Below are 23,620 nucleotides of genomic sequence, written 5' to 3' on the forward strand. Positions count from 1 at the left end.
CATAGATATGGAACAATCTGGAAAACAGTCCATCAGCTTTTTCGGCCTGGTGGCCATGGGCATCGGCTGTATGCTGGGCACCAGCTGGCTGCTGCTTACCGGCACCTGGCTGGACACGGCGGGCGGGCCACTGAATCTGGCGGTGGCCTTTCTTTTGTGCATCATCATTGAACTGCCTTTTGCCTTCGCCTACATGGAGGCCATCCCCATGTTCCCCCTGCCGGGAGGCGAGGTGGTGTACTCCTACGCTGCCTTTGGCCCCAGAGGAGGCTTTGCCGTGGGCTGGGCGGGCATCCTCATGAACACCATCGTGTTCTGCTGGGTGGATCTGGCTGCCATCTCCCTGCTGGACGAGCTGTTCCCCGTTCTGAAGGAGACCGCCGTCCTCTACCATGTGGGGGACTTCCCAGTGACTCTGCCCAACCTGGTCCTCCAGCTGCTGCTGGCGGGAGCCATCCTGTGGGTGCAGATCAAGGGAGCCAACGTGTGTGCCTCCCTGGCCAAGATCGCCACGGTGGTGCTGCTGGTCATGTGTGCCATCGGTCTGGCGGTGTGCTTTGCCCACTTCGACCCGGCGGTGTATGCCTCAGATGGAGGCATGGAGTTTGACTTTGCCGGTTCGGCCTCCCTGCTCTCCCTGTTGGTGTTCTCGGTGGCCGGATGGGAGACGGTGTCCAAGGCCGCCGCCGATGCCACCGGTCCCGCCGCCCGTAAGGCGGGAGCCGCTTTGATTACCTGCCTCATTCTGGTCACCGGCATTTTGTGCCTGGTGTCCACCGCGGTGGCGGGCTGTATGCCCTGGACCGAGGCGGTGGGCCGCACCGCCCCCTTTGCCGACGTGCTGGTGTCCATCACCGGCCTGCCCTGGGTGCGGCTGTTGTTCCTGGTTACCGCCTTTGTGGGGGCGGTGGGGGTGATGAACTCCACCCTCTACTCCTCCGCCCAGATGCTCTACGGCCTGTCCCGGTTCGCCCTGGTGTCCCGGAAGTTCGCCGTCCTACACCCCAAATACGGCACGCCGGTGCGGTGCATCTGCTTCACCGCCGCCTTCGTGGTGCTTACCCCCTTCACCGGCAAGCTGTTCTTTATCCCCTTCATCAATGTGGCTTCCCTGACTACCATTGTCATGTGGGTCATGTCCTTTGCCGCCGTGCTGTGGTTGCGGAAAACCCGCTCCGGCCTCCGTCGGCCGGTGTCCATGCCCGGCGGGAAGGTGACGGCGGTGCTGGGCATTCTGGCCTCGGCCTTTTTGGCGGGCAACATCCTGCTGCCCATGAGTCCAGGGGGCCTCAGCGGCCTGGAGTACGGCCTGGCGGCGGCCCTGGCGGTGCTGGGCTGGGCGCTCTACCAGTTCCGGGACCGGTCCGTGGGCGCAGCGGAGCAGGAAAAGCTGATTTTCGGGGACCTTCTGGCGGGAGAATTGCCCGCAACCCCTTGCAAAATCGAAGAAAAATGATATACTAGTGCCCACTGAGGTTAAATTTTACGAATCGAGGGAAATGGAAATGGAACGCACCAAAATCGCACAGATTTTTGCGGACCAGGAGCAGTTCGGCGGCAAAGAGATCACCGTCTGCGGCTGGGCCCGTACCATTCGTGATATGAAGAGCTTCGGCTTTGTGGAGCTGAACGACGGCTCCTGCTTCAAGAATTTGCAGGTGGTCCTGGACGCCAATGTGCTGGACAACTATAAGGAGATCGCCGGTCAGAATGTGGGCGCCGCCCTCATTGTCACCGGTACCGTGGTCCTGACCCCCGAGGCCAAGCAGCCCTTGGAGATCAAGGCTTCCAAGGTCCAGGTGGAGGGCACCTCCACTCCCGACTACCCCCTGCAGAAGAAGCGCCACAGCGTGGAGTACCTGCGTACCATCCAGCACCTGCGGCCCCGCACCAACCTGTTCTCCGCCACCTTCCGGGTGCGCTCCGTGGCCGCCCACGCCATCCACTGCTTCTTCCAGGACCGGGGCTTTGTGTACGCCCAGACTCCGCTGATCACCGCCTCTGACTGTGAGGGCGCCGGCGAGATGTTCCAGGTCACCACTCTGGACCTCCAGAACGTGCCCAAGAACGAGGACGGCACTGTGGACTATACCAAGGACTTTTTCGGCAAGAAGGCCAACCTCACCGTGTCCGGCCAGCTCAACGCCGAGAACTTTGCTATGGCCTTCGGCAACGTGTACACCTTCGGTCCTACCTTCCGGGCGGAGAACTCCAACACCCAGCGCCATGCCGCCGAGTTCTGGATGATCGAGCCTGAGATGGCCTTCGCTGACCTGAACGACTATATGGACACCGCCGAGGCCATGATCAAGTATATCATCAACACCGTCATGGAGAAGTGCCCCGACGAGATGAACTTCTTCTCCTCCTTCGTGGACAAGGGCCTGAAGGAGCGGCTGGAGCACGTGGCCAACTCTGACTTTGGCCGCGTTACCTACACCGAGGCGGTGGAGCTGCTCAAGCAGAACAACGACAAGTTCGACTACAAGGTGGAGTGGGGCTGCGATCTGCAGACCGAGCACGAGCGCTATCTCACCGAGCAGATCTTCAAGCGCCCCGTGTTTGTCACCGACTACCCCAAGGACATCAAGGCATTCTATATGCGCCTCAACGACGACGGCAAGACCGTGGCTGCCGCCGACTGTCTGGTGCCCGGCATCGGTGAGATCATCGGCGGTTCCCAGCGTGAGGAGCGCCTGGAGCTGCTGGAGAGCCGCATCAAGGAGCTGGGCATGAACCCCGAGGACTACTGGTGGTACCTGGACCTGCGGCGCTACGGCTCCTGCCGCCACGCCGGCTTCGGCCTGGGCTTCGAGCGGATGGTCATGTACCTCACCGGCGTGTCCAACATCCGCGACGTGGAGCTGCATCCCCGTACTGTGGGCAACGCTGATTTCTAATTTCAAAGGAAAGAGGGTCCCGATGTGGTACTGTTTCGTGCAGCTCCACGTCGGGGCCCCATTTTAAATGGGGCGGCGCTTGCGCCGTACAAGTGTTTTGGCCGTGGGGCAAAACCTTGGCGCAGGGCGGATTCATTCCGCCCGCGCAGGATCAAAAGGGGTCCCCGGACACGCCAGCGTGTCCGGGGCGGAGCTGCATCCCCGCACGGTGGGTAATGCCGACTTCTAATTTCAAAGGAAAGAGAACCCCGATGGGGCGCTGCATCGAGCAGCGTCTCATCGGGGCTCTTTTTTATCCCTCCAGCAAAGGCAGCAGCTGATTGCGGCAGATCCACTCATCGTTGTACCGGTTGCGTACGATGGTTTTGGCGTTCAGGCTCCGGTCCTCCCGCATCAGATTGACGATGGCCCGCCCGTGCTCCTCATAGTAGGCCTGCTCGGAGGGAGAGTAGCTCTCGTGGGTGTCAAAGCCGAAGTTCCGGGCATCCCACCGCATGAAATAGGCCCCCAGGCTCTCTCCCAGCTCCTTCAGGGCGGGGACGGCCTGGTTGAGCACCAGGAAGTTGCCCCGGCTGGCGGCCTCCAGCACAGTGAGGCCGAAGGACTCGGAGTAGGAGGGGCAGATAAACAGGTTGGACAGCTGGAACAGTTCAAATACCCCCTGCCGGGGGAAGCCGTCGGGGAAGCCGATGTCCGAGGTGAAAAGCAGGTCCTCGTCCCGCAGACCGTACTTTTTGCCCTCGGTGCGGATCATGGCCTTGTAGACTTTGGGCGGGATGTCGGCGCTGGGGAAGTCGCAGAAAATGACCTTGATGTCCTGCTCGGTGGCGGTGCGGATGGCGCCCGCCAAGGCGGCCACCTTCTCCAGCCGCTTGCCGGTGGTGAGCCGGGCCGGGTAGACCGCCAGCAGGTCGGGCCGGGTCAGATCCATGTGCCGGGCCACCTCCTGTACCGCCTCGCTCATGGAGGGAATCAGGGGCAGGGTGTTGTACACCACGGCGCATCGCCCCTCCGGCACGTCGTACTGCTTGGCCAGGGCTGGGATGCCCGAGCGGGTGGGGTAGACAAATTTGGTCCGGGGCAGGTCGGTAAACCGGGCGGAGAAGGGATACTCCATCTCCTGGGGCCGGGCCGCCGGGAAAGAGTGGGTGAAGGCCAGAAACCGCAGGTGGGGCAGCTCCTGCTGGGCCTTGTGGACGGCGATGTTGTGGACCAGGTGCCAGCCCTGGTAGAGAATGTCGTGGAGGATGCACACGTCCACGTCTTTTAAATGGGTCACAAGGTCTTTGGCAATGTGGTCGGCCTCCTCAAAGAAGGTATCGTGAACCTGTCCGGTGGGGGAGGAGTAGTCGTGCCACTGGATGGGCTGCCCGTGGAGGGTGTTGGTGATTTTGACCCACTCCAGCCGCTCATCTGCAAAAATGCCGGTCCGCTCCCCATCGGGGCAGGTTTCACTGACCAGCATTTTCACCGACACCCCGGCCTCCAGCAGCATCCGGATCTGGTCGGCCGCCACATTCACCAGGGAGTAGGTGGGGGACAGGCCGGAAAACATGGTCAACAGAGCAACCTTCATACCAAATACCTCCTTGTCCAGATGGAGAACTGTGGCGCGGCAAAGGATTCTGCCGCGCCACAGTTGGGTTTAGGGCATATCGCCGTCACAGAGGCAGTCGTCAAAGAGCTCCAGCTTCTGCTTCAGAATAAGTTCCAGACCGGAGACCGCGTCCACCATGGACTCCACAGACTTATTAGCCTGCAGAATGGTCTCGGTTCTGAGATCCTCAAAAGATAAGATCTTTTGCAGCTTCTCCCCCTCGGCGTTGAGAATGTGGGACAGGGCCGCCTGCTGGAGGGCCACCGACTCAAACAGGTCAGTGATGGCCTGACTCCGGGGCTGCGGGACCGCCGTGGTGGTGGAGGTGGTGCTGGTGGTGGAAGTGGTAGTGGTAGTGGTGGTCGTGGTCGTAGTCGTAGTTGTGGTGGAAGTGCTGCTGGAGGTGGTGGAACTGGTAGTCACCAGACAGCCGGTGGGCTCGGGCAGCTCGCCCTCAAACAGCTCGTTGTGGCTCTCGGCGTTGCCGGTGTAGCTGTCAAAGATGATATTGCCGTTGATCTGGCTGAAGGTGGTAGCGGCAGCGGCATAAGGGGCCAGGACGGAGCCGTAGATGGCGGTGGTGCTGTTGGACCAGGTCAGGGCCTCGGGGAAGTTCCACAGGATCTTCCGGGCGTTCTCCCGGGTAGCGGTGATACCGTTGCGGAAGATCTGGTAGCTGCCATACAGGATGTTGGTGCCGGTTATATTGATGAGGATGGTGGAATTGATGGGCGCGATGATGTTGATGCCGTTGAGCTGGGCCAGAGACAGACCGGAGCCGTACAGGTTGGTACTGTCCAGCTGGAAGATGTTCAGAGTCTCATCGGTGCCGGTGAGGTTGAGCTGGCCGAACACCACGGTACCGGTGCCGTTGGCCTCCAGAGAGCCCCAGAAGAGGGAAGCGCATTTCAGGTAGCGCTCCGCCTCGGCAAAGTCGATGGGCGTACCGGTGGTCAGGGCGCCGTTTGGGTTGCCCATGGTGTAGTTGATCACCGTGCTGGTGGGGCTGATGACGGTGTTGCCGCTGGCGTTGGAGCCGCTGGACACGTTGACGGCGCCGCCCACCACAAAGGACGGGTCGGTGCCTGCCGGAGGCAGCGGGGTAATGCCTGCGCCCACGCCGTAGTTGCTCAGCACGGCGTTGCCGCCCACGGCCACCCGGCCCTCTGCGTCGGTGTTGCTCAGGCTCAGATTGCCGAATACGAATACGTTATAGTCATTGGCAAGGCCAAAGTTGATTGCCATAATGGGTCCTCCCATGGTGTGGTATGAGGGTATCTCATGTGTGGTCCATGTTACGCGGCGTATCCCTGTTTGGTTCCAAAAAGGCGGGACTCCGGACTGGAGTCCCGCCTGGGACATGGATGTTACTGCTCGGTGGCCGGAGTGGTCTGGCACAGGCAGCCGTCAAAGACGGACAGTTTGGAATGAAGGATCATTTCCAGTCTGGACACGGCGTTGACCATGGACTCCACCGACTTGTTGGTGGCAAGCAGCACATCGGGGGTGACGTCCTCCAGGGCGACCATCTTCTGGATCTTCTCACCCTCGGCGTTGAGGATGTGGGACAGAGCGGTCTCCTGAAGCGCCACAGACTCGATGATATCGGTGATGGCCTGGGTACGGGTAGTGGTGCTGGAGGTGATAACGGGCATTCCCATAATAGCGTATGCTCCTTCAAGTGTATTGAGCGTCTGCTCGCAGTATGCCGGAGAGAAAGGGTGACAAAAAAGAGCGCCCTGCATGATGCAGAGCGCTCTCTGAAAGGGGATCAGATCTTCTGTTCAATGGACTTGGAGTCCACCTCGTCCTTCAGCTGCTGGGCGAAGGCATCCAGGGACATGACGGTCTGCTGGCCATGGCGGTTACGGACAGCCACGTCGCCGGTCTCGGCTTCCTTGTCGCCCACCACCAGCATATAGGGGACTTTCTCCAGCTGGGTGTCCCGAATCTTCTTGCCGATCTTCTCGTTGCGGTGGTCGGTCTCCACACGGTAGCCCAGCGCATCCAGCTTGGCGGCCACCTGGTTGGCGTAGTCGGCGGCCCGGTCGGTGATGGGCAGCACCTTTACCTGCACGGGAGCCAGCCAGGTGGGGAAGGCGCCGGCGAAGTGCTCGGTGATGACGCCGATAAACCGCTCGATGGAACCCAGCACCACCCGGTGGAGCATGACGGGACGGTGCTTCTGGCCGTCCTCACCGGTGTACTCCAGCTCAAACCGCTCGGGCAGCTGGGAGTCCAGCTGGACGGTGCCGCACTGCCAGGTGCGGCCCAGGGAGTCAGCCAGGTGGAAGTCCAGCTTGGGGCCATAGAAGGCGCCGTCGCCCTCGTTGACCTCAAACTCCTTGCCCATATCGGTGATGGCCTCTTTCAGGATGTTCTGGTTGTGCTCCCACTGCTCCACGGTGCCGATGTGATCCTCGGGCATGGTGGACAGCTCGATCTTGTAGGGCAGGCCAAAGACGGAGTAGACCTCGTCAAACAGCTTGACCACGTTCTTGATCTCGTCCTTCAGCTGGTCCTGGGTCATGAAAATGTGGGCGTCGTCCTGGGTGAAGCAGCGCACCCGGAACAGGCCGTGGAGGGCGCCGGACAGCTCGTGGCGGTGGACCAGGCCCAGCTCACCCACCCGCATGGGCAGGTCCCGGTAGGAATGGGGTTCGCTGGAGTAGACCAGCATACCGCCGGGGCAGTTCATGGGCTTGATGGCGAAGTCGGTGTCGTCAATGACGGTGGTGTACATATTGTTCTTATAGTGATCCCAGTGGCCGGACCGCTCCCACAGCTGTCGGTTGAGCATCATGGGGGTGGAGATCTCTACATAACCGTAACGCTTGTGGACCTGACGCCAGTAGTCGATCAGGGTGTTGCGCAGCACCATGCCCTTGGGCAGGAAGAAGGGGAATCCGGGGCCCTCGTCCCGCAGCATGAACAGGCCCAGCTCCCGGCCCAGCTTACGGTGGTCCCGCTTCTTGGCCTCCTCAATGCGCTGCAGGTAGGCATCCAGCTCATCCTTCTTGGGGAAGGCGATGCCGTAGATACGCTGGAGGGTCTCCCGGTTGGAGTCGCCCCGCCAGTAGGCGGCGTTGCAGGCGGTCAGCTTGATGGCGTTGCCCTTGATGCGGCCGGTGGAGTCCAGGTGGGGGCCGGCGCACAGGTCGGTGAATTCACCCTGCTTATAGAAGGAGATGTGGGCGTCCTCCGGCAGGTCCTGGATCAGCTCCACCTTGAAGGGCTCCCCCTTCTCCTCCATGAACTTGAGGGCCTCCTCCCGGGGCAGCTCAAACCGCTCCAGCTTCAGTTTCTCCTTGCAGATCTTGCGCATCTCGGCCTCAATCTGCTCCAGGTGCTCGGGGGTGAAGGCGAAGGGAGCGTCCATATCATAGTACCAGCCCTCGTCGATGGAGGGGCCGATGGCCAGCTTTACCTCGGGCCACAGACGCTTGACAGCCTGGGCCATCACATGGGAGCAGGTATGCCAGTAGGTCTGACGGTATTCGGGGTTTTCAAAGGTAAATTCGTTCTTGACTTCTTCGGACATAAATAAAACCTCCTTGTAAATTGGGGCGGAGGGTAAAGAAAACGCCTCACCCCTGTCGGTCAGGGGTGAGGCGTAAAAAACGTCCCACGGTTCCACCCTGCTTGCATAGAGCGCGGAGGCGCCCGGGAGCAGGTGACTAAGGCCGGAGCGAAGCGAAATACCAAAAAGCAAAAGGGCTTTTTGGTGTTTTGCGCAGTCGCAGGACTTAGGCGCCGTCGCGGAGGGCGCGCAGCGTGACTTCATGCCGCTTGTGACTTTCTGTAACGGGAAAGCCCCGGCCCGGTCGTCCCGGGCGGCTCAGGAGTGGTACGGCCGCTGCGTGTCGTGGAACCCTTCCACCAAATGGGCTCCTCTCTGTCCGCCGCTGCGCGGTTTCTTCTCCGTCTTTGCCATTTTAACAACGAAACTATAGCACCAAACCACACGGCTGTCAAGCCAAAAATCGGGGAAAGAACCGGCGAAGGACCGGGAGAAAAATATGGGAATTGAAATTAACAGTTTATTCACAATGAATACACGATTTGGCCTTATTTACAGGGTATGATACAGACAGATTCAGAGATGAATCACAAGCGAGACCATCCTCCCAAACCAATTCCTCTCTTATCCCTCTCCAACACCTTTGCAACACACACAACACACACCCAAAAAGCCCCGACCGTACGGTCGGGGCTTTTTGGTGTCTGAACAGCAAAGAGGCGCGCCGCAGTTTCTGCGGCGCGCCCAAGAGGGGGTAAACTTACTTGCCGGGGTGAGCGGCCTTCCAGTCGCGGTTGAAGCGATGCTCGTTGACGATGAGCACCAGCACCACGTTGACCAGAGCCACGCCGGCGAACACCAGATAAGCCATCTTGATCTCGCCGCCGGTCATCTTCTGCACCATGCCATTGACCAGGAAGCACAGAGCAGTGATAGCGCCCTGGATGGGGAAGATCACGCTGTTCACCTTATCGAAGCCCTGACGGCCGAAGATGGAGGTGGGCAGGGAGGTGGTGAAGTTGGCGGAGCCGCCGATGCCCATGGCGATCATGAACAGGGAGACGTACACCAGGGGGGAGGAGCTGTCAGTGGCGCCGAAGTTGCACAGCAGGGCGATGGCATACCAGATGCCGAAGCCAACCATGGTCTTCTTGGTGCCGATCTTGTCATCGATGATGCCGATGATCCAGGAACCGACCACGCCGCCCAGGGCCAGGATGGTCATGACGTTCATAGCGGCCTGGGGAGTGAAGCCCAGCTGAATGTTACGGGTCACCAGCTGGCTCATAACGCCCACGGAGCAGATCTGGAAGAAACCGGTGGTGATAGCGGCCAGCCACAGCTCCTTGGTCTTGAGCAGCTTGCCGGTGGTCCAGCCGCCGTCGCCCTCCACGGCGTCGGTGGTATCGTACTCGTTCTTGTAGACCTCGTCGGAGACGTTGTCGGGGTTGATGCCGCGCTCCTGGGGAGTGTTGCGGATAAAGAGCATACCCAGAATGCCGAGTACGATGGCGGCGATGCCGATGGGCACGATGCCGCCGGGGAAGTTTGCGCCCACGTTGGACAGGTCAGCGCCGCCCACGCTGGTGGCAACAGCGGTGGGAGCGATCAGGATGGCAACCAGCTGCACATAGAAAGCGGAAGCGAAGTTGTGGCCCATGGTGGTGTAGCCCATGACCACGCCCTTCTTCTTGGGGAACCAGGTAGCAACCAGGGTGCCGCCAGCCACATAACCGGCGGACATGATGCTGCCGTACACGAAGCACATCGCAATGGTATATACGGCAATGTTGGGAGCGCTGCAGGCAATGATGTAGGTGATACCGGAGATAATACAGCACACGCCGGAGGTAATGCGGGCGCCAACCTTGCGGTTGATCTGGCCCACCACGATGAAGAACACCACGCCGATGATACCAGCCAGGGAGTTCATGTTCATGATGTCGCCCTGCTCCAGACCCAGGCGGGCGGCTACGTTGGGGGCGGTGATGTTAGCGCCGTCGTTGCACATACCAACGTACAGGAAAAACATCAGCAGGCAATAGATGATGACAACCCAGCCTGCGCCGAAGTTGACGACGGAATTCTTATTACCGTCGCGGAGATTTTGTTTCGCCATTTATTTTCCCTCATCTCTAAATGGTTTGGATCAGGACAAGTGCCGGCAAGTCCATTCCTTGTTGCAGCTATACTTTATCGATTTGGAGGCTTTTGTGCAATCCCCACAAGTTGGTGAGTTACTAACCAATAAGTACATAGTAACCAAGAAGTAAGTATCTAATTTTGTATAAACTACATAAAATGATAGTTAAAGATTTGACAAAGAGGTGCGAATAAATTTTGGTATAAAATATAGAATGTTCAGTATGCACAAATTTCGGATATAAAATTTGGAAGTGCATGGCGGCAAACCTGCATAACATGGGGGCAGCGCAAAAAAACGCACAAAAGCCGACAGTACAATTGGTCATTGTGCAATGTGTTCAGAAAGAGCGTGAAGGCGCTGTAAACACGGAAAAAGTCAAATGAGTCATTCTATACGCAGGATGGAAAAGCGGCGTACAGAGGCGCTGCGGGCCTCACAGAGGGAACGCCTGACAAAAATCAGAAAAGGACCGGGAAACCGGCGCGGCTCCACCGCGTCGGTATGCTCCCGGTCCTTTTGCAGGAAAACTTGTGAAATTACTTCAGGCTGAGGATCTCACGGGCCTCGTCGGGCGTGGCAACCTGCTTGCCGAACTCCTCAATGACGCGGCGGGCACGGTCCACGAACTGGACGTTGCTCTGAGCCAGCTGACCCTTGGCGTACATGACGTTGTCCTCCATGCCCACACGGATGTGGCCGCCCAGGGCCACAGCGCCGTACAGCATGGTCATGGCGGAGTGACCCACGCCGAAGCAGCTCCAGGTGGAGCCGGGGCACAGGGACTCCATGGTCTCCTTCATGAAGATCAGGTTCTTCATGGTGCCGGGGATGCCGTTGGCGCAGCCCATGCAGAACTGGAAGTGCAGGGGCCCCTTGAGGACGCCCTTCTTCAGGTAGTACTGGGCGTTGGCGATCATGCCGGGGTCAAAGGCCTCGATCTCGGGCTTGACGCCCCACTCCTGCATATTCTTGCCCAGCTCCTCCAGGAAGGCGGGGGGGTTGAGGAAGAGGGAGGTGTGCAGCCAGTTCATGGAGCCGCAGTCGTAGGAACCCATCTCGGGGCGCAGCTCCTTCAGGTGGATCTGGCGGGTCTCGTCGGTGGCGTTCAGGTCGCCGGAGGTGGTCATGTTGAGGATGATGTCACAGTCGGGGTGGTTGGAGCGGAGCAGCTCCACGGTCTGGCGGAACTTCTCCTTGTCCATGGTGCCCTTGCCCTGGTCGTCGCGCATATGCAGGTGGGCCACAGCGGCGCCGGCCTTCCAGCAGGCGTACACGTCCTCGGCGATCTCAGCGGGGGTCATGGGCACGTTGGGGTTGTTCTCCTTGGTGGGCCAGGCACCGGTGGTGGCCACGGTGATAATAGTCTTATTCTTCAGATCAGCCATGATCGTTCAAAGTCCTTTCTGAATGAGGATACCGCATAAAGCGGCGGGCGACTGCCCGCCGCTTTACGTTCGGCATGGAATGGGATGGAAGGGAATTAGGAAAGTTATTGGAACAAAGGATTACTTGTTGCGGTTGAAGAGCTTCTGCATATACTCCAGGCCGCTGGCGCCGTGGCCGTCCTCATCGGCATAGCCGGTGCCGCCGTACTTGTAGGTGCGGTCGGGCACGGAGGGATCGATGTTCTCCTCGTCGATGTAAGCCACGCAGCGGGACATGGCGCCGTCGCCCATGTACCAGCGCAGGGGGAAGCAGAAGAACTGGAACACGGTGCCGGGCTTGATCTTGTCCAGATCGCCGCCCAGGTTCTCAACGCCCACGATGCCGTGGCCCAGCATCTCCTTGTGGCAGGGCTCCCAGGTGCCCCACACGCCCAGGTTCTCCAGCTCGCCGAACTTCTCGTCGTAAGCGGCCTGGCCGTGGATGCGGATGTACTCGAACTTATCGAACTCAGCATAGGCCTCCTCGCCAAAGAGCTCCTTGTACTCCTCGGTGATGGGCTTGCCGGTGGCGCCCAGCAGGTTCATGCGGGTCATGCCGTTGTTGCCCATGGCGGTGTGCAGGGGGTGATCCAGAGCCTGGCCGTCCATAGCCACGCACTTCACGCCGTGCTTCACGAACCACTTGCCGGCGTCGATGCCGGTGCCGATGGCGTAGTGATAGTAAGCCTTGGAGTCGTCGAACAGGCGGTGCATACCGGTGTTCAGGCACAGAACCTTGCCCTTCAGGGAGGCGGGATCCACGCCCCACTTCTTGCAGGCCTCGTCCAGGTGCTTGTCGGTGATCAGGGTCCAGGGCTCCACGTCCAGCTTCAGCACAACAGCCTCGCCGGTGTAGGCGTCGATGGGCATCTCGTGGGTGTAACGAGCGCGGCGGCCGTCGAACTCGTACTCCATGACGTGACGGGGAGCGTCACAGTGGGTGCCGGTGTGCATGGTGCAGGTGATCTTGGAAGTCAGAACGCCGCCCTTGGCCATGGTGTGAGCGTTGGTGATTTCGGGCTTGTCGAAGTAGGGCCAGCGGGGGATCTCAGCGCTGAAGGGGTGGGTCAGATCAACATAAACTTTACCCATAACAGGTGCCTCCTTAAATAATATACAAATGCTTGTGGATAGGCCGAATGTCTTACTTGCCGTACAGCATCCGGATCAGGTACTCGTTCAGATCGGCGTTGGCCTTGGCCACCTGCTCGGGAGTCCACTTCTGGAAACCCTCGCCGGTCTTGAAGCCGATCTTGCCTTCATCCCGCAGCTGCTTGAGCAGGGGAGAGGGCTTGTGGGAATCCTCCAGGTCCTGGAGGATGTAGTCGTGGATGTTGTAGGTCAGGTCGGTGCCCACCATGTCGGCGTTCTCCATGGGGCCCAGCTGGGGCAGACGGAGACCGAAGGAGTAGCGGACCGCCTCGTCCACGGTGGCGGCATCGGCGATGCCGTTCTCCACGATGGAGATGGCCTCACGCCACAGGGCGTGCTGCATCCGGTTGGCGATGAAGCCGGGGACGTCCTTCTTGCACAGCACGGGCTTCTTACCCACGGAGCGCAGGACCTCCATGACAGTCTGAGCGGTCTCGTCGGAAGAAGCGTCGGACTTGACCACTTCCACCAGGGGGATCAGGTGGCCGGGGTTCCAGAAATGGGTGCCCACGAAACGCTCGCGATGCTTGAGCTCGGCGGAGATCTCGCTGGGGCTCATCACGGAGGAGTTGGTGCAGAAGATGGTGTCCTCGGCGCAGCGCTCTTCCAGCTTGGCGAAGGTCTCGCGCTTGATCTTCATGTCCTCAAACACGGCCTCGATGACGAAGTCGGCGTTCTTGACGATGTCGCTGTCGATATCGTTGGTGAAGGAGATGCGGGAGAGCCGGTCAGCCAGCTCCTCCTCGGTGATGACGCCCTTCTCCACCAGCTGCTTGGTGTTGGTACGGATACCGGCCTCCACATCGGTGGGGTACAGGTCGTACATACCCACCTGGAAGTCGGGGTTGGAAGCGAACACGAAGCCGATGTTCTTGCCCATCATGCCCGCGCCGCAGATCAGGATATTCTTAATGTTCTTCATTGCGTTATGCCGTCCTTCCCGTCAAGCGGAAATTACACCACCAGGTAACCGCCGGAGCAGTCGCAGTTGCTGCCGGTGATGAAGTTGGAGGCGTCGGAGGACAGGAACAGAGCGTAGCCAACGAAGTCGTCGGGCTCGCCCAGGCGGCCGATGGGCTCGCGGTTCAGGAAGTTCTTGTACACAGCGGACTCGGGATCGAACATCCACTCGGTCAGGTCGGAGCGGAACACGGTGGGGCAGATGGAGTTGACGTTGATGTGGTACTTGGCGGACAGGTCGCAGGCCAGGCAGGAGACCATCAGGTCAGCGCCGCCCTTGGAGGTGCAGTAACCGGTGTAGCCGGCCATGCCGCGCTTGGAACGCTGAGAGGTCACGATGACCATCTTGCCGCGCTTGGTGTTGTCGGCCTCGTACTGAGCCACCATCTGATGGGCAACGTACTTGGTCACGATGTACACGCTCTTACAGTCAGCGTCCATGATGTACTGCCAGTCGGCAACGGACTGATCCAGCACGTTCTGGGGCTTGTTGTAGCCGTGGGAAACAGCCAGGATGTCGATGCAGCCGTACTGAGCCACGCAGGCCTTCACCAGAGCGTCCACATCCTCTTCCTTGGCGGGGTCGGCCACGAAGTAAGCGCAGTCAATACCCTCAGCCTTGAACTCGTCCTCCAGAGCCTTCAGCTTGGCGTCGTTGCGGCCGGTCATGAAGACCTTGGCACCGGCGTAGCCGTAAGCCTTAGCCAGCACGCAGCCCAGAGCGCCGGTAGCGCCGGTGACCAGGGCCACCTTGTCCTTAACGGAGAACATATTCTCAACGAAATCCTTCTTCACGGGAACCATGATGATTTCCTCCTTATATCGAATGAGTGGTCAAATGTCTGTTCCGCAACCGGATCAGGCGTTGGGGTAGTTGATGATGACCAGCATACGGGCGGGCAGGTTGCTCTCGTTCTTCAGGCCACGGCCCTCGTTGGGGGGGAAGGAGATGGACTCATTCTTGTGGATGACATACTTCTTGCCGTCCTTATCGGTGACAGTCATCTCGCCCTCCAGGACGTAGTAGACCTTCTCCAGCGGGTTGTCCTCGTAAGCCCACTCAGCACCGCCGCCGGGCAGGAAGGTGGAAACGCCAACCCAGAACTTCTCAGCACCGGTCTCTTCCTTGCCGTGAATACGCATGGCGACGCAGCCGAAGTGGCCGGCGGCCTCATAAGTCTTGAGCTCCTCAACAGTACGCTTAACCATTTGAAATCCGCTCCTTTAAATAAAATATTTCATGTTTTGGGATCTCTGCCAGGCCCTTTGGCCTAAGCACTTTGTCTGGTTATAGTGTAGCCACGACGCGGCTTTTGTGCAATACGCACAATTATGTAAGTAGGTAACTTGCGGGTTTGCACCCACCGAATGGTAAGTGTCGGAAAGTTGTAAAATTGGACAAAAGGGGCGAAAATAAAATGTGCAAAAAAGCTAAAACGGATGACGGAATGATACACCGTTGTTAAAGCTGCACAAATTCTTTGTTAAAATTTTGGCATACATAACGCGGAAGTCTGGACTGCTATCTTGTGGTGAACTGGCGGCTGTGTTATCATGATATCAGCGGAGCCAAACCGGCTCCCCTGCGTAAATCCGGGAAGAGAAAGAGGTAACTGCTTGTGTGGAACGATCATTTTGACACACCGACAAATCCCTACCACTATGTGCTGCACTGCATCGGCGGGAAGTGGAAGATGACCATCCTCCATGAGATCCACACCTACGGGAGCATTCGCTTTAACCAGACGTTGAAGGCTCTGCCCATTTCCGAGAAAGTGTTCAGCCAGCAGTTGAGGGAGCTGGTGGAGGCGGGACTGATCCGCCGTATCTCCTACGACACCATTCCGCCCAAGGTGGAGTATGTGCTCACCCCCAGTGGAGAGCAGCTCATCCCCGCGCTGGACGCTCTGTATATCTGGAGCATCCGGCAGATGGACGAACGGGGTATCCCCATCGACTCTGACGCCTTTGTGGTCCATACCTCCAGCAAATATACGCAGGAGCTCCAGGACATTATGGCGGCCAACGATTTTGACCCGGACCGGAAGCGCCAGGGGCGCGACCGGGGAGAGAATCGGGACTGAGCAGCCCCGACCAATTCACAAAGACCCTGCTGAAGCCGGCCTTTGCCGGGTTTCAGCAGGGTTTTGTTTCTCCAGGCCTGGGAGACGTTGCAATCGGGACCGGTTTGGGGTATCATATTCGCTAGAAAAAGATCCTGAGCGAAGGAGGCGCGTGATATGCGCGATGGATTTGTAAAAGTAGCCGCCGGCACCCCCAAAATCCGGGTGGCCGACTGCCGTTATAACGCGGAGCAGATCTTTACTCTGATGCGGGAGGCGGACAAGCAGGGCGTGAAGGTGCTGGCCCTGCCTGAGCTGTGCCTCACCGGCTATACCTGTGCCGATCTGTTTCTTCAGCCCACCCTGCTGAGAGGAGCGGAGGAGGGCCTGGCCACCATTCTGGAGGCCACCAAGAATCTGGATATGGTGGCGGCCATTGGTCTGCCCGTATGGAACAAATGGGACAACAAACTGTATAACTGCGCCGCTGTGATACAGAGCGGAGAGATTTTGGGCCTGGTGCCCAAGACCTACCTGCCCAACTACGGAGAGTTCTATGAGGGGCGGTGGTTCGCCTCCGGGGCCGGGGTGGAGACCAGAATTCCCCTGTGCGGCCAGGAGGTCTCCCTGTCCAACAACGATCTGTTTGCCTGCGCGGATATGCCCAATCTGGTCATTGGCGTGGAGATCTGCGAGGACCTGTGGGCCCCCGAGCCTCCCTCCATTCGCCTGGCCCGGGCGGGGGCTACCATCATCCTGAACCTGTCGGCCTCCAACGAACTGGCGGGCAAGGCGGCCTACCGCCGGGGGCTGGTGTCCGGCCAGAGCGGCCGGCTGGTATGCGGCTATGTATATGCCGACGCCGGGGAGGGGGAGTCCACCACCGACCTGGTCTTTGCCGGCCACAACATTGTGGCGGAGAACGGCTCCATCCTGGCCGAGCGCCGGTTTGCCACCGGCCTCACCATCAGCGAGATCGACGTGGACCGGCTGGTCTACGAGCGCCAGCGGATGAATACCTATCGGGCCGATCCTTCCCAGGAGTGCTGGCGGATGTCCTTTGACATGGATCTGGCGGATACCCATCTCACCCGGCCCGTGTCCCCCACCCCCTTCGTGCCCCAGGACCAGAGCGACCGGGCGGAGCGGTGCAACGAGATCCTGTATACCGCCGCCCTGGGCCTGAAGAAGCGGCTGGAGCACACCCACGCCAAGACGGCGGTGGTGGGCCTGTCCGGCGGCCTGGACTCCACCCTGGCGGTGCTCATCACCGCGGTGTCCATGGAGATGCTGGACCGGCCGGCCAGTGATATCATTGCGGTGACCATGCCCTGCTTCGGTACCACCGACCGCACCAAGTCCAACGCGGTGCTGCTGGCCGAGCGGCTGGGCTGCACCCTCAAGACCATCGATATTGGGGAGGCGGTGCGCCGCCACTTCAAGGACATCGGCCAGTCCATGGAGGACCACGACGTGACCTTTGAGAACGGCCAGGCCAGAGAGCGGACCCAGGTGCTCATGGACATCGCCAACCAGACCGGCGGCCTGGTCATCGGCACCGGCGACCTCTCCGAGCTGGCCCTGGGCTGGTGCACCTATAACGGCGACCACATGAGCAACTACGCCGTCAACGCCGGTATCCCCAAGACTCTGGTGCGCCATCTGGTCAGCTTTATCTCGGACGACAAGGAGGCGGAGGACCCCCAGCTGTCCACCGTGCTGGCGGATATTCTGGATACCCCCGTGTCCCCCGAGCTGCTCCCAGCCATCGAGGGGCAGATTGCCCAAAAGACCGAGGATCTGGTGGGACCCTACGAGCTCCATGACTTCTACCTCTACTACGCCATCCGCTGGGGCTTCGGGCCCCGAAAGGTGCTGCGGCTGGCGGAGCAGGCCATGGGCAAGCGCTATGACCGCTCCACCCTCCTCAAGTGGCTGAAGAACTTCTATCGCCGGTTCTTCTCCCAGCAGTTCAAGCGCTCGTGCCTGCCCGACGGCCCCAAGGTTGGCTCGGTGGCCCTCAGCCCCCGGGGCGACTGGCGGATGCCTTCCGACGCCATGGCTTCTCTGTGGCTGGAGGAACTGGAGGGTCTGGAGTAAGGTGAACCTCTATTTCGAATTGTTCTGGACCTTCGCCAAAATTGGCGTGTGTACCTTTGGCGGAGGCTATGCCATGCTGCCCATCCTCCAGCGGGAGCTGGTGGAGAAGCGAAACTGGACCACTGAGGCGGAGATGTCCGACTACTTTGCCATCGGTCAGTGTACCCCCGGCATTATCGCCGTCAATACCGCCACCTTTGTGGGCCATAAATTGAAAGGCCCGGTGGGAGGCGTAGTAGCCACCCTGGGGCTGGTGTTTCCCTGCCTGGTCATCATCATGCTCATTGCGGCATTTCTTCAGAACTTTGCCGAGCTGCCGGTGGTGATCCACGCCTTCAATGGTGTGCGGGCCTGCGTGTGCGCCCTCATCCTGTCCAGCGTGCTCAAGCTGCGCAAGAGCACCGTGGTGGATGTGCCCACTGTGATCATCTTTGTGGTGGTGGCCGTTCTGGCAGTGGTGGGCAACTTTGTCACCTTCCCTGCCGGCACCGCGCTGGCGGTAGTGATGGGCTTTGTGACCTCCCCCATCGTGCTGGTGGTACTGGCCGGGGTGACCGGACTGTGCGTCCGGGCTGCCAAGGGAGGGCTGAAAGCATGATCTACCTTCAGCTGTTCTTTGAGTTTTTCAAGGCGGGCCTGTTCGCCATTGGCGGTGGCCTGGCCACCATTCCCTTCCTCACCGACATCGGTGCCCGCACAGGCTGGTTTACCGCCGGAGATCTGGCCAATATGATCGCCATTTCTGAGTCCACCCCTGGCCCCATGGGGGTGAACATGGCCACCTATGTGGGATTACACACCGGCGGTGTTTTGGGGGGCATCATCGCCACCCTGGGGCTGGTGTGTCCCTCCATCATCGTCATTCTTATCATTGCCGGATTTTTGAAAAAATTCCGGGAGAGCCGTGGGGTGGACGCGGTGTTTTACGGCATCCGCCCCGCCTCCACCGCCCTCATTACGGCGGCCCTGGTGGAGGTGTGCGCCATTGCCCTGGTGAACACCGGCGCGGCCTTCGGGACGGCGGACTTCTTCCACTGGAAGGGCATTGTTCTGGCGGCAGCGGTCTTTGCCTGCCTCCAGGTAAAGCCTCTGAAAAAGCTGCACCCCATCGTATTTATTGCCGCCTCCGCGGTGATCGGTGTTGTGTTCCAATTCTAAAGAAGCGGGGGCTGTTGCACCCTGGTGCAGCAGCTCCCGCTTTTTATAGGAGAAATGATATGCGTATTGCCAATGTTGTGTCCGACTCCATTGTGGACGGTCCCGGCCTGCGGTTTACCGTCTTTACCCAGGGCTGTCCCCACCACTGTCCCGGCTGCCACAATCCGGAGACTCACGATCCCGCAGGGGGCCGGGAGGCCACGGTAGCGGAGCTGGCGGAGCAGATGCTGTCCAATCCCCTGACCGATGGGCTCACCCTCTCCGGCGGGGAGCCCTTTGACCAGGCGGGGGAGTGCGCCGCCCTGGCGGCCCGGGCCAGAGAAAATGGCCTCAATGTGTGGGCTTACACCGGTTATCGCTACGAAACCCTGCTGGAGCAGGGCGCGCCGGATGTGCTGGCTCTGCTGGAGCAGGTGGACGTGCTGGTGGATGGGCCCTTTGTGGAAAATCTCAAGTCCTACGACGCCCTGTTCCGGGGAAGCACCAATCAGCGGCTCATCGATGTGCCCAAAAGCCGGGAGGCGGGAACGGTGGTGCTGTGGAGCCGGCCCGATCCGCTGGCTCACTTCACCCGGCCGGAGAGCTGAAAAGAGAGGGAATTGTTATGACACAGGAGATCGATCTGGAGACCTGGGCCCGAAAGGAACACTATGCCTTTTTCGCCCCCATGTCCCACCCCTTTTACAGCCTGACCTTCCCGGTGGATGTGACGGCGCTCCGGCGGCGGTGCAAGCAGGAGGGACTGTCCTTTTACTCCGCTATGGCCTTTGGGGTGACCAAGGCCATGGAGGGGGTGGAGGCATTCCTCTACAAGGACCGCAACGGCAGGATCGTGCGCCATGACCGGCTGGTGCCCAGCTTCACCGACCTGAAGGAGGGGAGCGATCTCTTCCACATTGTCACCCTGGAGGCGGGGGAGGATCTGGCCGACTTCTGCCGCCGGGCCAAGGCCGCTTCGGCGGCCCAGACGGAATTGATCACCGCCGGGCCCTGGGCGGAGGATGAACTGATCTACTTTACCTGTCTGCCCTGGTTCCCCATTACTGCCCTGACCAACGAGCGGGATGTGGTGCCCTGGAATTCGGTGCCCAGGGTAAGCTGGGGCCGCTGGGAGGAGCGGGGGGACAGAACCTTGCTCAGTCTCAGTCTGGAACTGAACCACCGCCTGCTGGACGGCGTCCATGTGGGACGCTTCCATCAGGCCCTCTGTGATTGGATGGAGACACTATGACCTTATCGGATTTCCGGGCCCGCTGGGCGGGCCATATGCCTGGCATACAGGACGTCAAGCAGCAGTACGCCGTGCTGGTCCCTCTGGTGGATGGGCCGGAGGGACCCAGCCTGCTCTTTGAAGTGCGGGCCAGCACATTGGCCCATCAGCCGGGGGAGGTATGTTTTCCCGGCGGGCGAGTGGAGCCGGGGGAGAATCCCCCGGACTGCGCTCTGCGGGAGACCTTTGAGGAGCTGGCAATTCCGCCCCATGAGGTGGAGATTATTGCACCTCTGGATCTGCTGGTGCAGCAGGGTAAGTTTGTGATGCACCCCTTTTTAGGTATTGTGAGTCCGGCGGGAATGGCCGCTATGGCCCCCAGCCCCGCCGAGGTGGACAGCACCTTTCTGGTGCCGGTAGCCTGGCTGCTGGCCCACCCGCCCCAGGTCTACTCCTATGAGCTCAAACCCCAGGTGGCGGCGGATTTTCCCTATGACAGCATCGGCTTTCCCCGGGGCTACCGCTGGCGCAGCGGAGAGACCACCGTGCCTGTCTACGCCTGGCCGGACCGGCCCATCTGGGGCCTCACCGGCCGCATCGTCCGCCACCTGATGGAGGAAATGGCATGAGAGCGCCGGAGCAGCTGGGGCCTTACCGCTATGAGCAGTCGGATACCTGCTTTCCCCTGGGGCAGGACAGTCTGGCCCTGGCCTCCTTCGCCACCCTGCGGCGGGGAGATCGGGTGTGCGACCTGGGCTGCGGCGCGGGAGCCCTGCTCCTGCTGCTGGCTGCCAGGCAATCCACATTGACCCTGTCCGGTGTGGAAATCTCCCCCGAGGACAGCGCTCTGGCCTGCAAGAATCTGACGGAAAACGGTCTGACAGGGGAAATTTACACCGGCGATGTACGCCAGGTGTGCAAAACGTTGCCTGCGGGAGGCTTCTCTCTTGTGATTTCCAACCCGCCCTATTTCAAGGCGGGCAGCGGGGGAGACGGCGGAGGCGCCCGCATGGAGGCGGCCTCTGTAACCGACTGGTGCGCCGCCGCCGGACGGCTGGTGAAAAACGGCGGGCGGTTTGCTCTGGTCCACCGGCCGGAACGGCTGGCGGAGCTCTTTGCCGCCCTGCAGGGCGGCGGCCTGGAGCCCAAGCGGCTCCAACTGATCCAGCATGACGCCGATACGCCCCCCTCTGCCGTCCTGGTGGAGGCGGTGCGCCAGGGCAGGCCGGGACTGGAGGTCCTGCCCACACTACTGATGAACCGGAGGTAATCCTATGGCCGGCATTTTATATCTGGTACCCACCCCCATCGGCAATTTGGGGGACATTTCCCAGCGCATCGCGGACACTCTGGAGGCGGTGGACTTTATCGCCGCCGAGGACACTCGGGTGACCCTCAAGCTGCTCAACCACCTGGGGCTGAAAAAGCCCCTCATCTCCTACTACCGCCACAACACCGAGGCGGGGGGACAGGCGGTGCTGGGCCGCCTGCTGGCGGGGGAGAGCTGCGCCCTGGTTACCGACGCGGGCACCCCGGCGGTGTCCGACCCCGGCGAGGACCTGGTGCGGCTGTGCGCTCAGAGCGGGGTGGAGGTGGTGGCCATTCCCGGTCCCTGCGCCCTCATCACCGCTCTGTCGGTGTCCGGCCTGCCCACCGGCCGCTTTACCTTTGAGGGCTTTCTGGCCATGAACAAGAAAAACCGCCGCGCCCACCTGGAGGAGCTCCGGCAGGAACAGCGGACCATGATCTTCTATGAGGCCCCCCATAAGCTGAATGCCACCCTGGCCGACCTGGCGGAGGTGTTTGGACCGGACCGGCGGATCTCCCTGTGCCGGGAGCTGACCAAGCTCCACGAGGAGGTGCGCCGCACCACTCTGGGGGAGGCGGTGGCCTGGTATGAGGAAAACCCGCCCCGGGGAGAGTTTGTCCTGGTGGTGGAGGGGGCGGCGGAGAGCGCCAAAGAGACCCCCACCCTGGAGCAGGGCCTGGAGCGGGTGGCCCAGCTGCGGGCCGAAGGGCTGTCCCTGAAGGATGCCGCCCGGCAGGCCGCCAAGGAGACCGGTTTGCCTAAGAATGAGCTGTACGGCAGGGCGATGAATGAAAAAACGCCGTTATGCTAATGAGAGGAATTGAATATTACAAAATGTATTTTTTGGAGACGTTCCAAAAATGCTGAAACAGCAAAAAAACGGTCGAATCGCCGGGAAAACAGGGAAAAAGATGGGAAAAAACAGCACAAAATTGCAGGATTCTTTTAACCTGTGTTAATTGTATAATTATTAACAGTAATGGAAAAAGAAAGGGACTCCCCGGCGAAAACGCCAGAGGAGTCCCTTTTTCTTTCAACTCGGATTACTTCAGCTGAAGCTCACGAATGCAGTTGGTGCAGACGTTCTTGCCCTTGAAGTTGATGACATCCTTTGCATCATCGCAGAAAATGCAGGCAGGCTGATACTTTTTCAGCACAATGGAAGCACCGTCCACATAGATCTCCAGAGAGTCCTTCTCTGCGATATCTAGCGTGCGGCGGAGCTCGATGGGCAGAACGATGCGGCCCAATTCATCTACTTTACGTACGATCCCGGTTGACTTCATAAATGCTACTTCCTTTCCCTATTAGCTTCCAATTATTCCCTTCATTAACTAGAAACTGACACAATTATAACACAACGTATTGTTCTGTCAAGCAATGTTACAAAAACTTCATATATTATCTGCCATTTTTCGCCTTGGAATTGGGTATCTTTTCCGAAGCTGGATCGTATAGATAGTCTGAACTGGAAATTTGGACAGGGAAAGGGGCGGACAGCCATGGCAATGGCGGCGATCTGGACGGGCATGGTGGTGATTTCCATCCTGTGTGGGCTGGCCACGGGGAACGGTCCGGCGGTAGGAGCGGCGGCGCTGGAGGGAGCCGGGGCGGCGGTGGATCTCTGTCTGGCCATGGCGGGGGTGCTCTGCCTGTGGATGGGAGTTATGGAGATCATGAAGCGCTCCGGCCTGTCGGCGGGTCTGTCCCGGCTGCTGCGCCCGCTGCTGGGGCGGCTCTATCCGGAGTTTGCCCGGGACCGGGAGGTAATGGATTGTATTTCCGCCAATGTGTCGGCCAATCTGCTGGGGCTGGGCAATGCGGCCACTCCTTTGGGCATTCAGGCCGCCCAGAAGATGAGCCGCCGCAGGCCGGGGGTGGCCTGCGACGGGATGTGTATGCTGGTGGTGTGCAACACCGCCTCCATCCAGCTGATCCCCACCACTGTGGCAGGGGTGCGGCTGGCCGCAGGATGTGAGACCCCTTTTGATATTCTGCCGGCGGTGTGGCTGGCCTCCGCCATTTCGGTATGCGTGGGCATCCTGGCGGCCAAGGTGCTGGCCCGGCTGTGGAGGGACTGA

Annotated in this window: 23 protein-coding genes; 12 read left to right on the top strand and 11 right to left on the bottom strand. The window is 60.1% G+C overall.

From position 1 onward, the window contains the following. Positions 1 to 7: 7 nt before the first annotated feature. Together B5E56_RS03115 and asnS are read left to right on the top strand one after the other, a co-directional pair. The gene (locus tag B5E56_RS03115) at positions 8 to 1,456 is read left to right on the top strand and encodes an APC family permease (protein WP_087388515.1); all 1,449 of its coding nucleotides are present in this window, start codon (positions 8 to 10) and stop codon (positions 1,454 to 1,456) included. 49 nt (positions 1,457 to 1,505) lie between these two features. Then, positions 1,506 to 2,900, top strand: coding sequence for an asparagine--tRNA ligase (gene asnS / locus B5E56_RS03120; protein ID WP_087388517.1), 1,395 nt, complete (start codon positions 1,506 to 1,508; stop codon positions 2,898 to 2,900). A gap of 292 nt (positions 2,901 to 3,192) precedes the next feature. Here asnS and B5E56_RS03125 read toward each other — a convergent pair whose 3' ends face one another. From B5E56_RS03125 to B5E56_RS03170, 10 genes are all read right to left on the bottom strand, one after another. After that, entirely contained in the window at positions 3,193 to 4,476 is a 1,284-nt protein-coding gene (locus B5E56_RS03125) for a glycosyltransferase (protein ID WP_087388519.1), read from the bottom strand. Between the two features lie 69 nt (positions 4,477 to 4,545). Next, positions 4,546 to 5,742 carry a choice-of-anchor A family protein gene (locus B5E56_RS14580; RefSeq protein ID WP_158098650.1) on the bottom strand — a complete coding sequence of 399 codons (1,197 nt, stop codon included), beginning with the start codon at positions 5,740 to 5,742 and terminating at the stop codon, positions 4,546 to 4,548. A gap of 122 nt (positions 5,743 to 5,864) precedes the next feature. Next, entirely contained in the window at positions 5,865 to 6,158 is a 294-nt protein-coding gene (locus B5E56_RS03135) for a hypothetical protein (RefSeq protein WP_087388522.1), read from the bottom strand. 110 nt (positions 6,159 to 6,268) lie between these two features. After that, positions 6,269 to 8,038, bottom strand: coding sequence for a threonine--tRNA ligase (gene thrS, locus B5E56_RS03140; RefSeq protein WP_087187578.1), 1,770 nt, complete (start codon positions 8,036 to 8,038; stop codon positions 6,269 to 6,271). A 739-nt stretch (positions 8,039 to 8,777) separates the two neighbouring features. Beyond that, a complete protein-coding gene (locus B5E56_RS03145; protein WP_087187579.1) occupies positions 8,778 to 10,136 on the bottom strand; it encodes an MFS transporter in 1,359 nt (452 codons plus the stop codon). Positions 10,137 to 10,699: 563 nt separating this feature from the next. Next, a complete protein-coding gene (locus tag B5E56_RS03150) occupies positions 10,700 to 11,548 on the bottom strand; it encodes a 3-keto-5-aminohexanoate cleavage protein (RefSeq protein WP_343214223.1) in 849 nt (282 codons plus the stop codon). A gap of 120 nt (positions 11,549 to 11,668) precedes the next feature. After that, positions 11,669 to 12,679 (bottom strand): cyclase family protein, encoded by a 1,011-nt coding sequence (locus B5E56_RS03155; RefSeq protein WP_087187580.1) that lies wholly within the window; start codon positions 12,677 to 12,679, stop codon positions 11,669 to 11,671. 52 nt (positions 12,680 to 12,731) lie between these two features. Further along, positions 12,732 to 13,661, bottom strand: a complete 930-nt coding sequence (locus tag B5E56_RS03160; RefSeq protein ID WP_087270521.1) for a 3-hydroxyacyl-CoA dehydrogenase family protein — start codon at positions 13,659 to 13,661, stop codon at positions 12,732 to 12,734. A gap of 32 nt (positions 13,662 to 13,693) precedes the next feature. Next, on the bottom strand, positions 13,694 to 14,503 hold the full coding sequence (locus B5E56_RS03165) for an SDR family NAD(P)-dependent oxidoreductase (RefSeq protein ID WP_087187582.1): 810 nt from the start codon (positions 14,501 to 14,503) through the stop codon (positions 13,694 to 13,696). Between the two features lie 54 nt (positions 14,504 to 14,557). Further along, entirely contained in the window at positions 14,558 to 14,908 is a 351-nt protein-coding gene (locus B5E56_RS03170) for a cupin domain-containing protein (protein ID WP_087187583.1), read from the bottom strand. Positions 14,909 to 15,318: 410 nt separating this feature from the next. Here B5E56_RS03170 and B5E56_RS03175 point away from each other — a divergent pair, with 410 nt between their 5' ends. The 9 genes from B5E56_RS03175 to rsmI all read left to right on the top strand — a co-directional run bounded on the left by B5E56_RS03175 (position 15,319) and on the right by rsmI (position 22,350). Continuing rightward, a complete protein-coding gene (locus B5E56_RS03175) occupies positions 15,319 to 15,783 on the top strand; it encodes a winged helix-turn-helix transcriptional regulator (RefSeq protein ID WP_087388524.1) in 465 nt (154 codons plus the stop codon). A gap of 156 nt (positions 15,784 to 15,939) precedes the next feature. Then, positions 15,940 to 17,862 carry an NAD(+) synthase gene (locus tag B5E56_RS03180; protein WP_087388526.1) on the top strand — a complete coding sequence of 641 codons (1,923 nt, stop codon included), beginning with the start codon at positions 15,940 to 15,942 and terminating at the stop codon, positions 17,860 to 17,862. Position 17,863: 1 nt separating this feature from the next. Then, entirely contained in the window at positions 17,864 to 18,460 is a 597-nt protein-coding gene (locus tag B5E56_RS03185; protein ID WP_087388528.1) for a chromate transporter, read from the top strand. Further along, positions 18,457 to 19,020 (top strand): chromate transporter, encoded by a 564-nt coding sequence (locus B5E56_RS03190; RefSeq protein ID WP_087388531.1) that lies wholly within the window; start codon positions 18,457 to 18,459, stop codon positions 19,018 to 19,020. Before B5E56_RS03185 ends, B5E56_RS03190 begins: the two co-directional genes overlap by 4 nt. Before the next feature lie 59 nt (positions 19,021 to 19,079). Beyond that, the gene (nrdG, locus tag B5E56_RS03195) at positions 19,080 to 19,607 is read left to right on the top strand and encodes an anaerobic ribonucleoside-triphosphate reductase activating protein (protein WP_087187588.1); all 528 of its coding nucleotides are present in this window, start codon (positions 19,080 to 19,082) and stop codon (positions 19,605 to 19,607) included. A gap of 17 nt (positions 19,608 to 19,624) precedes the next feature. Beyond that, positions 19,625 to 20,251 (top strand): CatA-like O-acetyltransferase, encoded by a 627-nt coding sequence (locus tag B5E56_RS03200; protein ID WP_087388532.1) that lies wholly within the window; start codon positions 19,625 to 19,627, stop codon positions 20,249 to 20,251. After that, the gene (locus B5E56_RS03205; RefSeq protein WP_087388534.1) at positions 20,248 to 20,859 is read left to right on the top strand and encodes an NUDIX hydrolase; all 612 of its coding nucleotides are present in this window, start codon (positions 20,248 to 20,250) and stop codon (positions 20,857 to 20,859) included. Before B5E56_RS03200 ends, B5E56_RS03205 begins: the two co-directional genes overlap by 4 nt. Next, positions 20,856 to 21,500, top strand: coding sequence for a tRNA1(Val) (adenine(37)-N6)-methyltransferase (locus tag B5E56_RS03210; RefSeq protein ID WP_087388535.1), 645 nt, complete (start codon positions 20,856 to 20,858; stop codon positions 21,498 to 21,500). The genes B5E56_RS03205 and B5E56_RS03210 overlap by 4 nt, the downstream gene beginning before the upstream one ends. Before the next feature lie 4 nt (positions 21,501 to 21,504). Then, positions 21,505 to 22,350, top strand: a complete 846-nt coding sequence (gene rsmI, locus B5E56_RS03215; protein ID WP_087388537.1) for a 16S rRNA (cytidine(1402)-2'-O)-methyltransferase — start codon at positions 21,505 to 21,507, stop codon at positions 22,348 to 22,350. A 232-nt stretch (positions 22,351 to 22,582) separates the two neighbouring features. Here the strand turns inward: rsmI and B5E56_RS03220 are convergent, their stop codons facing one another. Further along, positions 22,583 to 22,825 (bottom strand): AbrB/MazE/SpoVT family DNA-binding domain-containing protein, encoded by a 243-nt coding sequence (locus B5E56_RS03220; protein ID WP_087187593.1) that lies wholly within the window; start codon positions 22,823 to 22,825, stop codon positions 22,583 to 22,585. Between the two features lie 216 nt (positions 22,826 to 23,041). Here B5E56_RS03220 and B5E56_RS03225 point away from each other — a divergent pair, with 216 nt between their 5' ends. Then, on the top strand, positions 23,042 to 23,620 hold the full coding sequence (locus B5E56_RS03225; protein WP_087187594.1) for a spore maturation protein A: 579 nt from the start codon (positions 23,042 to 23,044) through the stop codon (positions 23,618 to 23,620).

This window comes from Flavonifractor sp. An112 (assembly GCF_002161085.1).
Lineage (GTDB): Bacteria > Bacillota > Clostridia > Oscillospirales > Oscillospiraceae > Flavonifractor > Flavonifractor avicola.

Coding starts and splice junctions, on each gene's coding strand:
- B5E56_RS03190 (WP_087388531.1), top strand. CDS start 18,457: ATGATCTACCTTCAGCTGTTCTTTGAGTTTTTCAAGGCGGGCCTGTTC.
- B5E56_RS03165 (WP_087187582.1), bottom strand. CDS start 14,503: ATGGTTCCCGTGAAGAAGGATTTCGTTGAGAATATGTTCTCCGTTAAG.
- B5E56_RS03220 (WP_087187593.1), bottom strand. CDS start 22,825: ATGAAGTCAACCGGGATCGTACGTAAAGTAGATGAATTGGGCCGCATC.
- B5E56_RS03160 (WP_087270521.1), bottom strand. CDS start 13,661: ATGAAGAACATTAAGAATATCCTGATCTGCGGCGCGGGCATGATGGGC.
- B5E56_RS03170 (WP_087187583.1), bottom strand. CDS start 14,908: ATGGTTAAGCGTACTGTTGAGGAGCTCAAGACTTATGAGGCCGCCGGC.
- B5E56_RS14580 (WP_158098650.1), bottom strand. CDS start 5,742: ATGGCAATCAACTTTGGCCTTGCCAATGACTATAACGTATTCGTATTC.
- thrS (WP_087187578.1), bottom strand. CDS start 8,038: ATGTCCGAAGAAGTCAAGAACGAATTTACCTTTGAAAACCCCGAATAC.
- B5E56_RS03225 (WP_087187594.1), top strand. CDS start 23,042: ATGGCAATGGCGGCGATCTGGACGGGCATGGTGGTGATTTCCATCCTG.
- B5E56_RS03125 (WP_087388519.1), bottom strand. CDS start 4,476: ATGAAGGTTGCTCTGTTGACCATGTTTTCCGGCCTGTCCCCCACCTAC.
- B5E56_RS03135 (WP_087388522.1), bottom strand. CDS start 6,158: ATGGGAATGCCCGTTATCACCTCCAGCACCACTACCCGTACCCAGGCC.
- B5E56_RS03210 (WP_087388535.1), top strand. CDS start 20,856: ATGAGAGCGCCGGAGCAGCTGGGGCCTTACCGCTATGAGCAGTCGGAT.
- nrdG (WP_087187588.1), top strand. CDS start 19,080: ATGCGTATTGCCAATGTTGTGTCCGACTCCATTGTGGACGGTCCCGGC.
- B5E56_RS03155 (WP_087187580.1), bottom strand. CDS start 12,679: ATGGGTAAAGTTTATGTTGATCTGACCCACCCCTTCAGCGCTGAGATC.
- B5E56_RS03115 (WP_087388515.1), top strand. CDS start 8: ATGGAACAATCTGGAAAACAGTCCATCAGCTTTTTCGGCCTGGTGGCC.
- B5E56_RS03200 (WP_087388532.1), top strand. CDS start 19,625: ATGACACAGGAGATCGATCTGGAGACCTGGGCCCGAAAGGAACACTAT.
- B5E56_RS03145 (WP_087187579.1), bottom strand. CDS start 10,136: ATGGCGAAACAAAATCTCCGCGACGGTAATAAGAATTCCGTCGTCAAC.
- B5E56_RS03150 (WP_343214223.1), bottom strand. CDS start 11,548: ATGGCTGATCTGAAGAATAAGACTATTATCACCGTGGCCACCACCGGT.
- B5E56_RS03180 (WP_087388526.1), top strand. CDS start 15,940: ATGCGCGATGGATTTGTAAAAGTAGCCGCCGGCACCCCCAAAATCCGG.
- B5E56_RS03205 (WP_087388534.1), top strand. CDS start 20,248: ATGACCTTATCGGATTTCCGGGCCCGCTGGGCGGGCCATATGCCTGGC.
- asnS (WP_087388517.1), top strand. CDS start 1,506: ATGGAACGCACCAAAATCGCACAGATTTTTGCGGACCAGGAGCAGTTC.
- rsmI (WP_087388537.1), top strand. CDS start 21,505: ATGGCCGGCATTTTATATCTGGTACCCACCCCCATCGGCAATTTGGGG.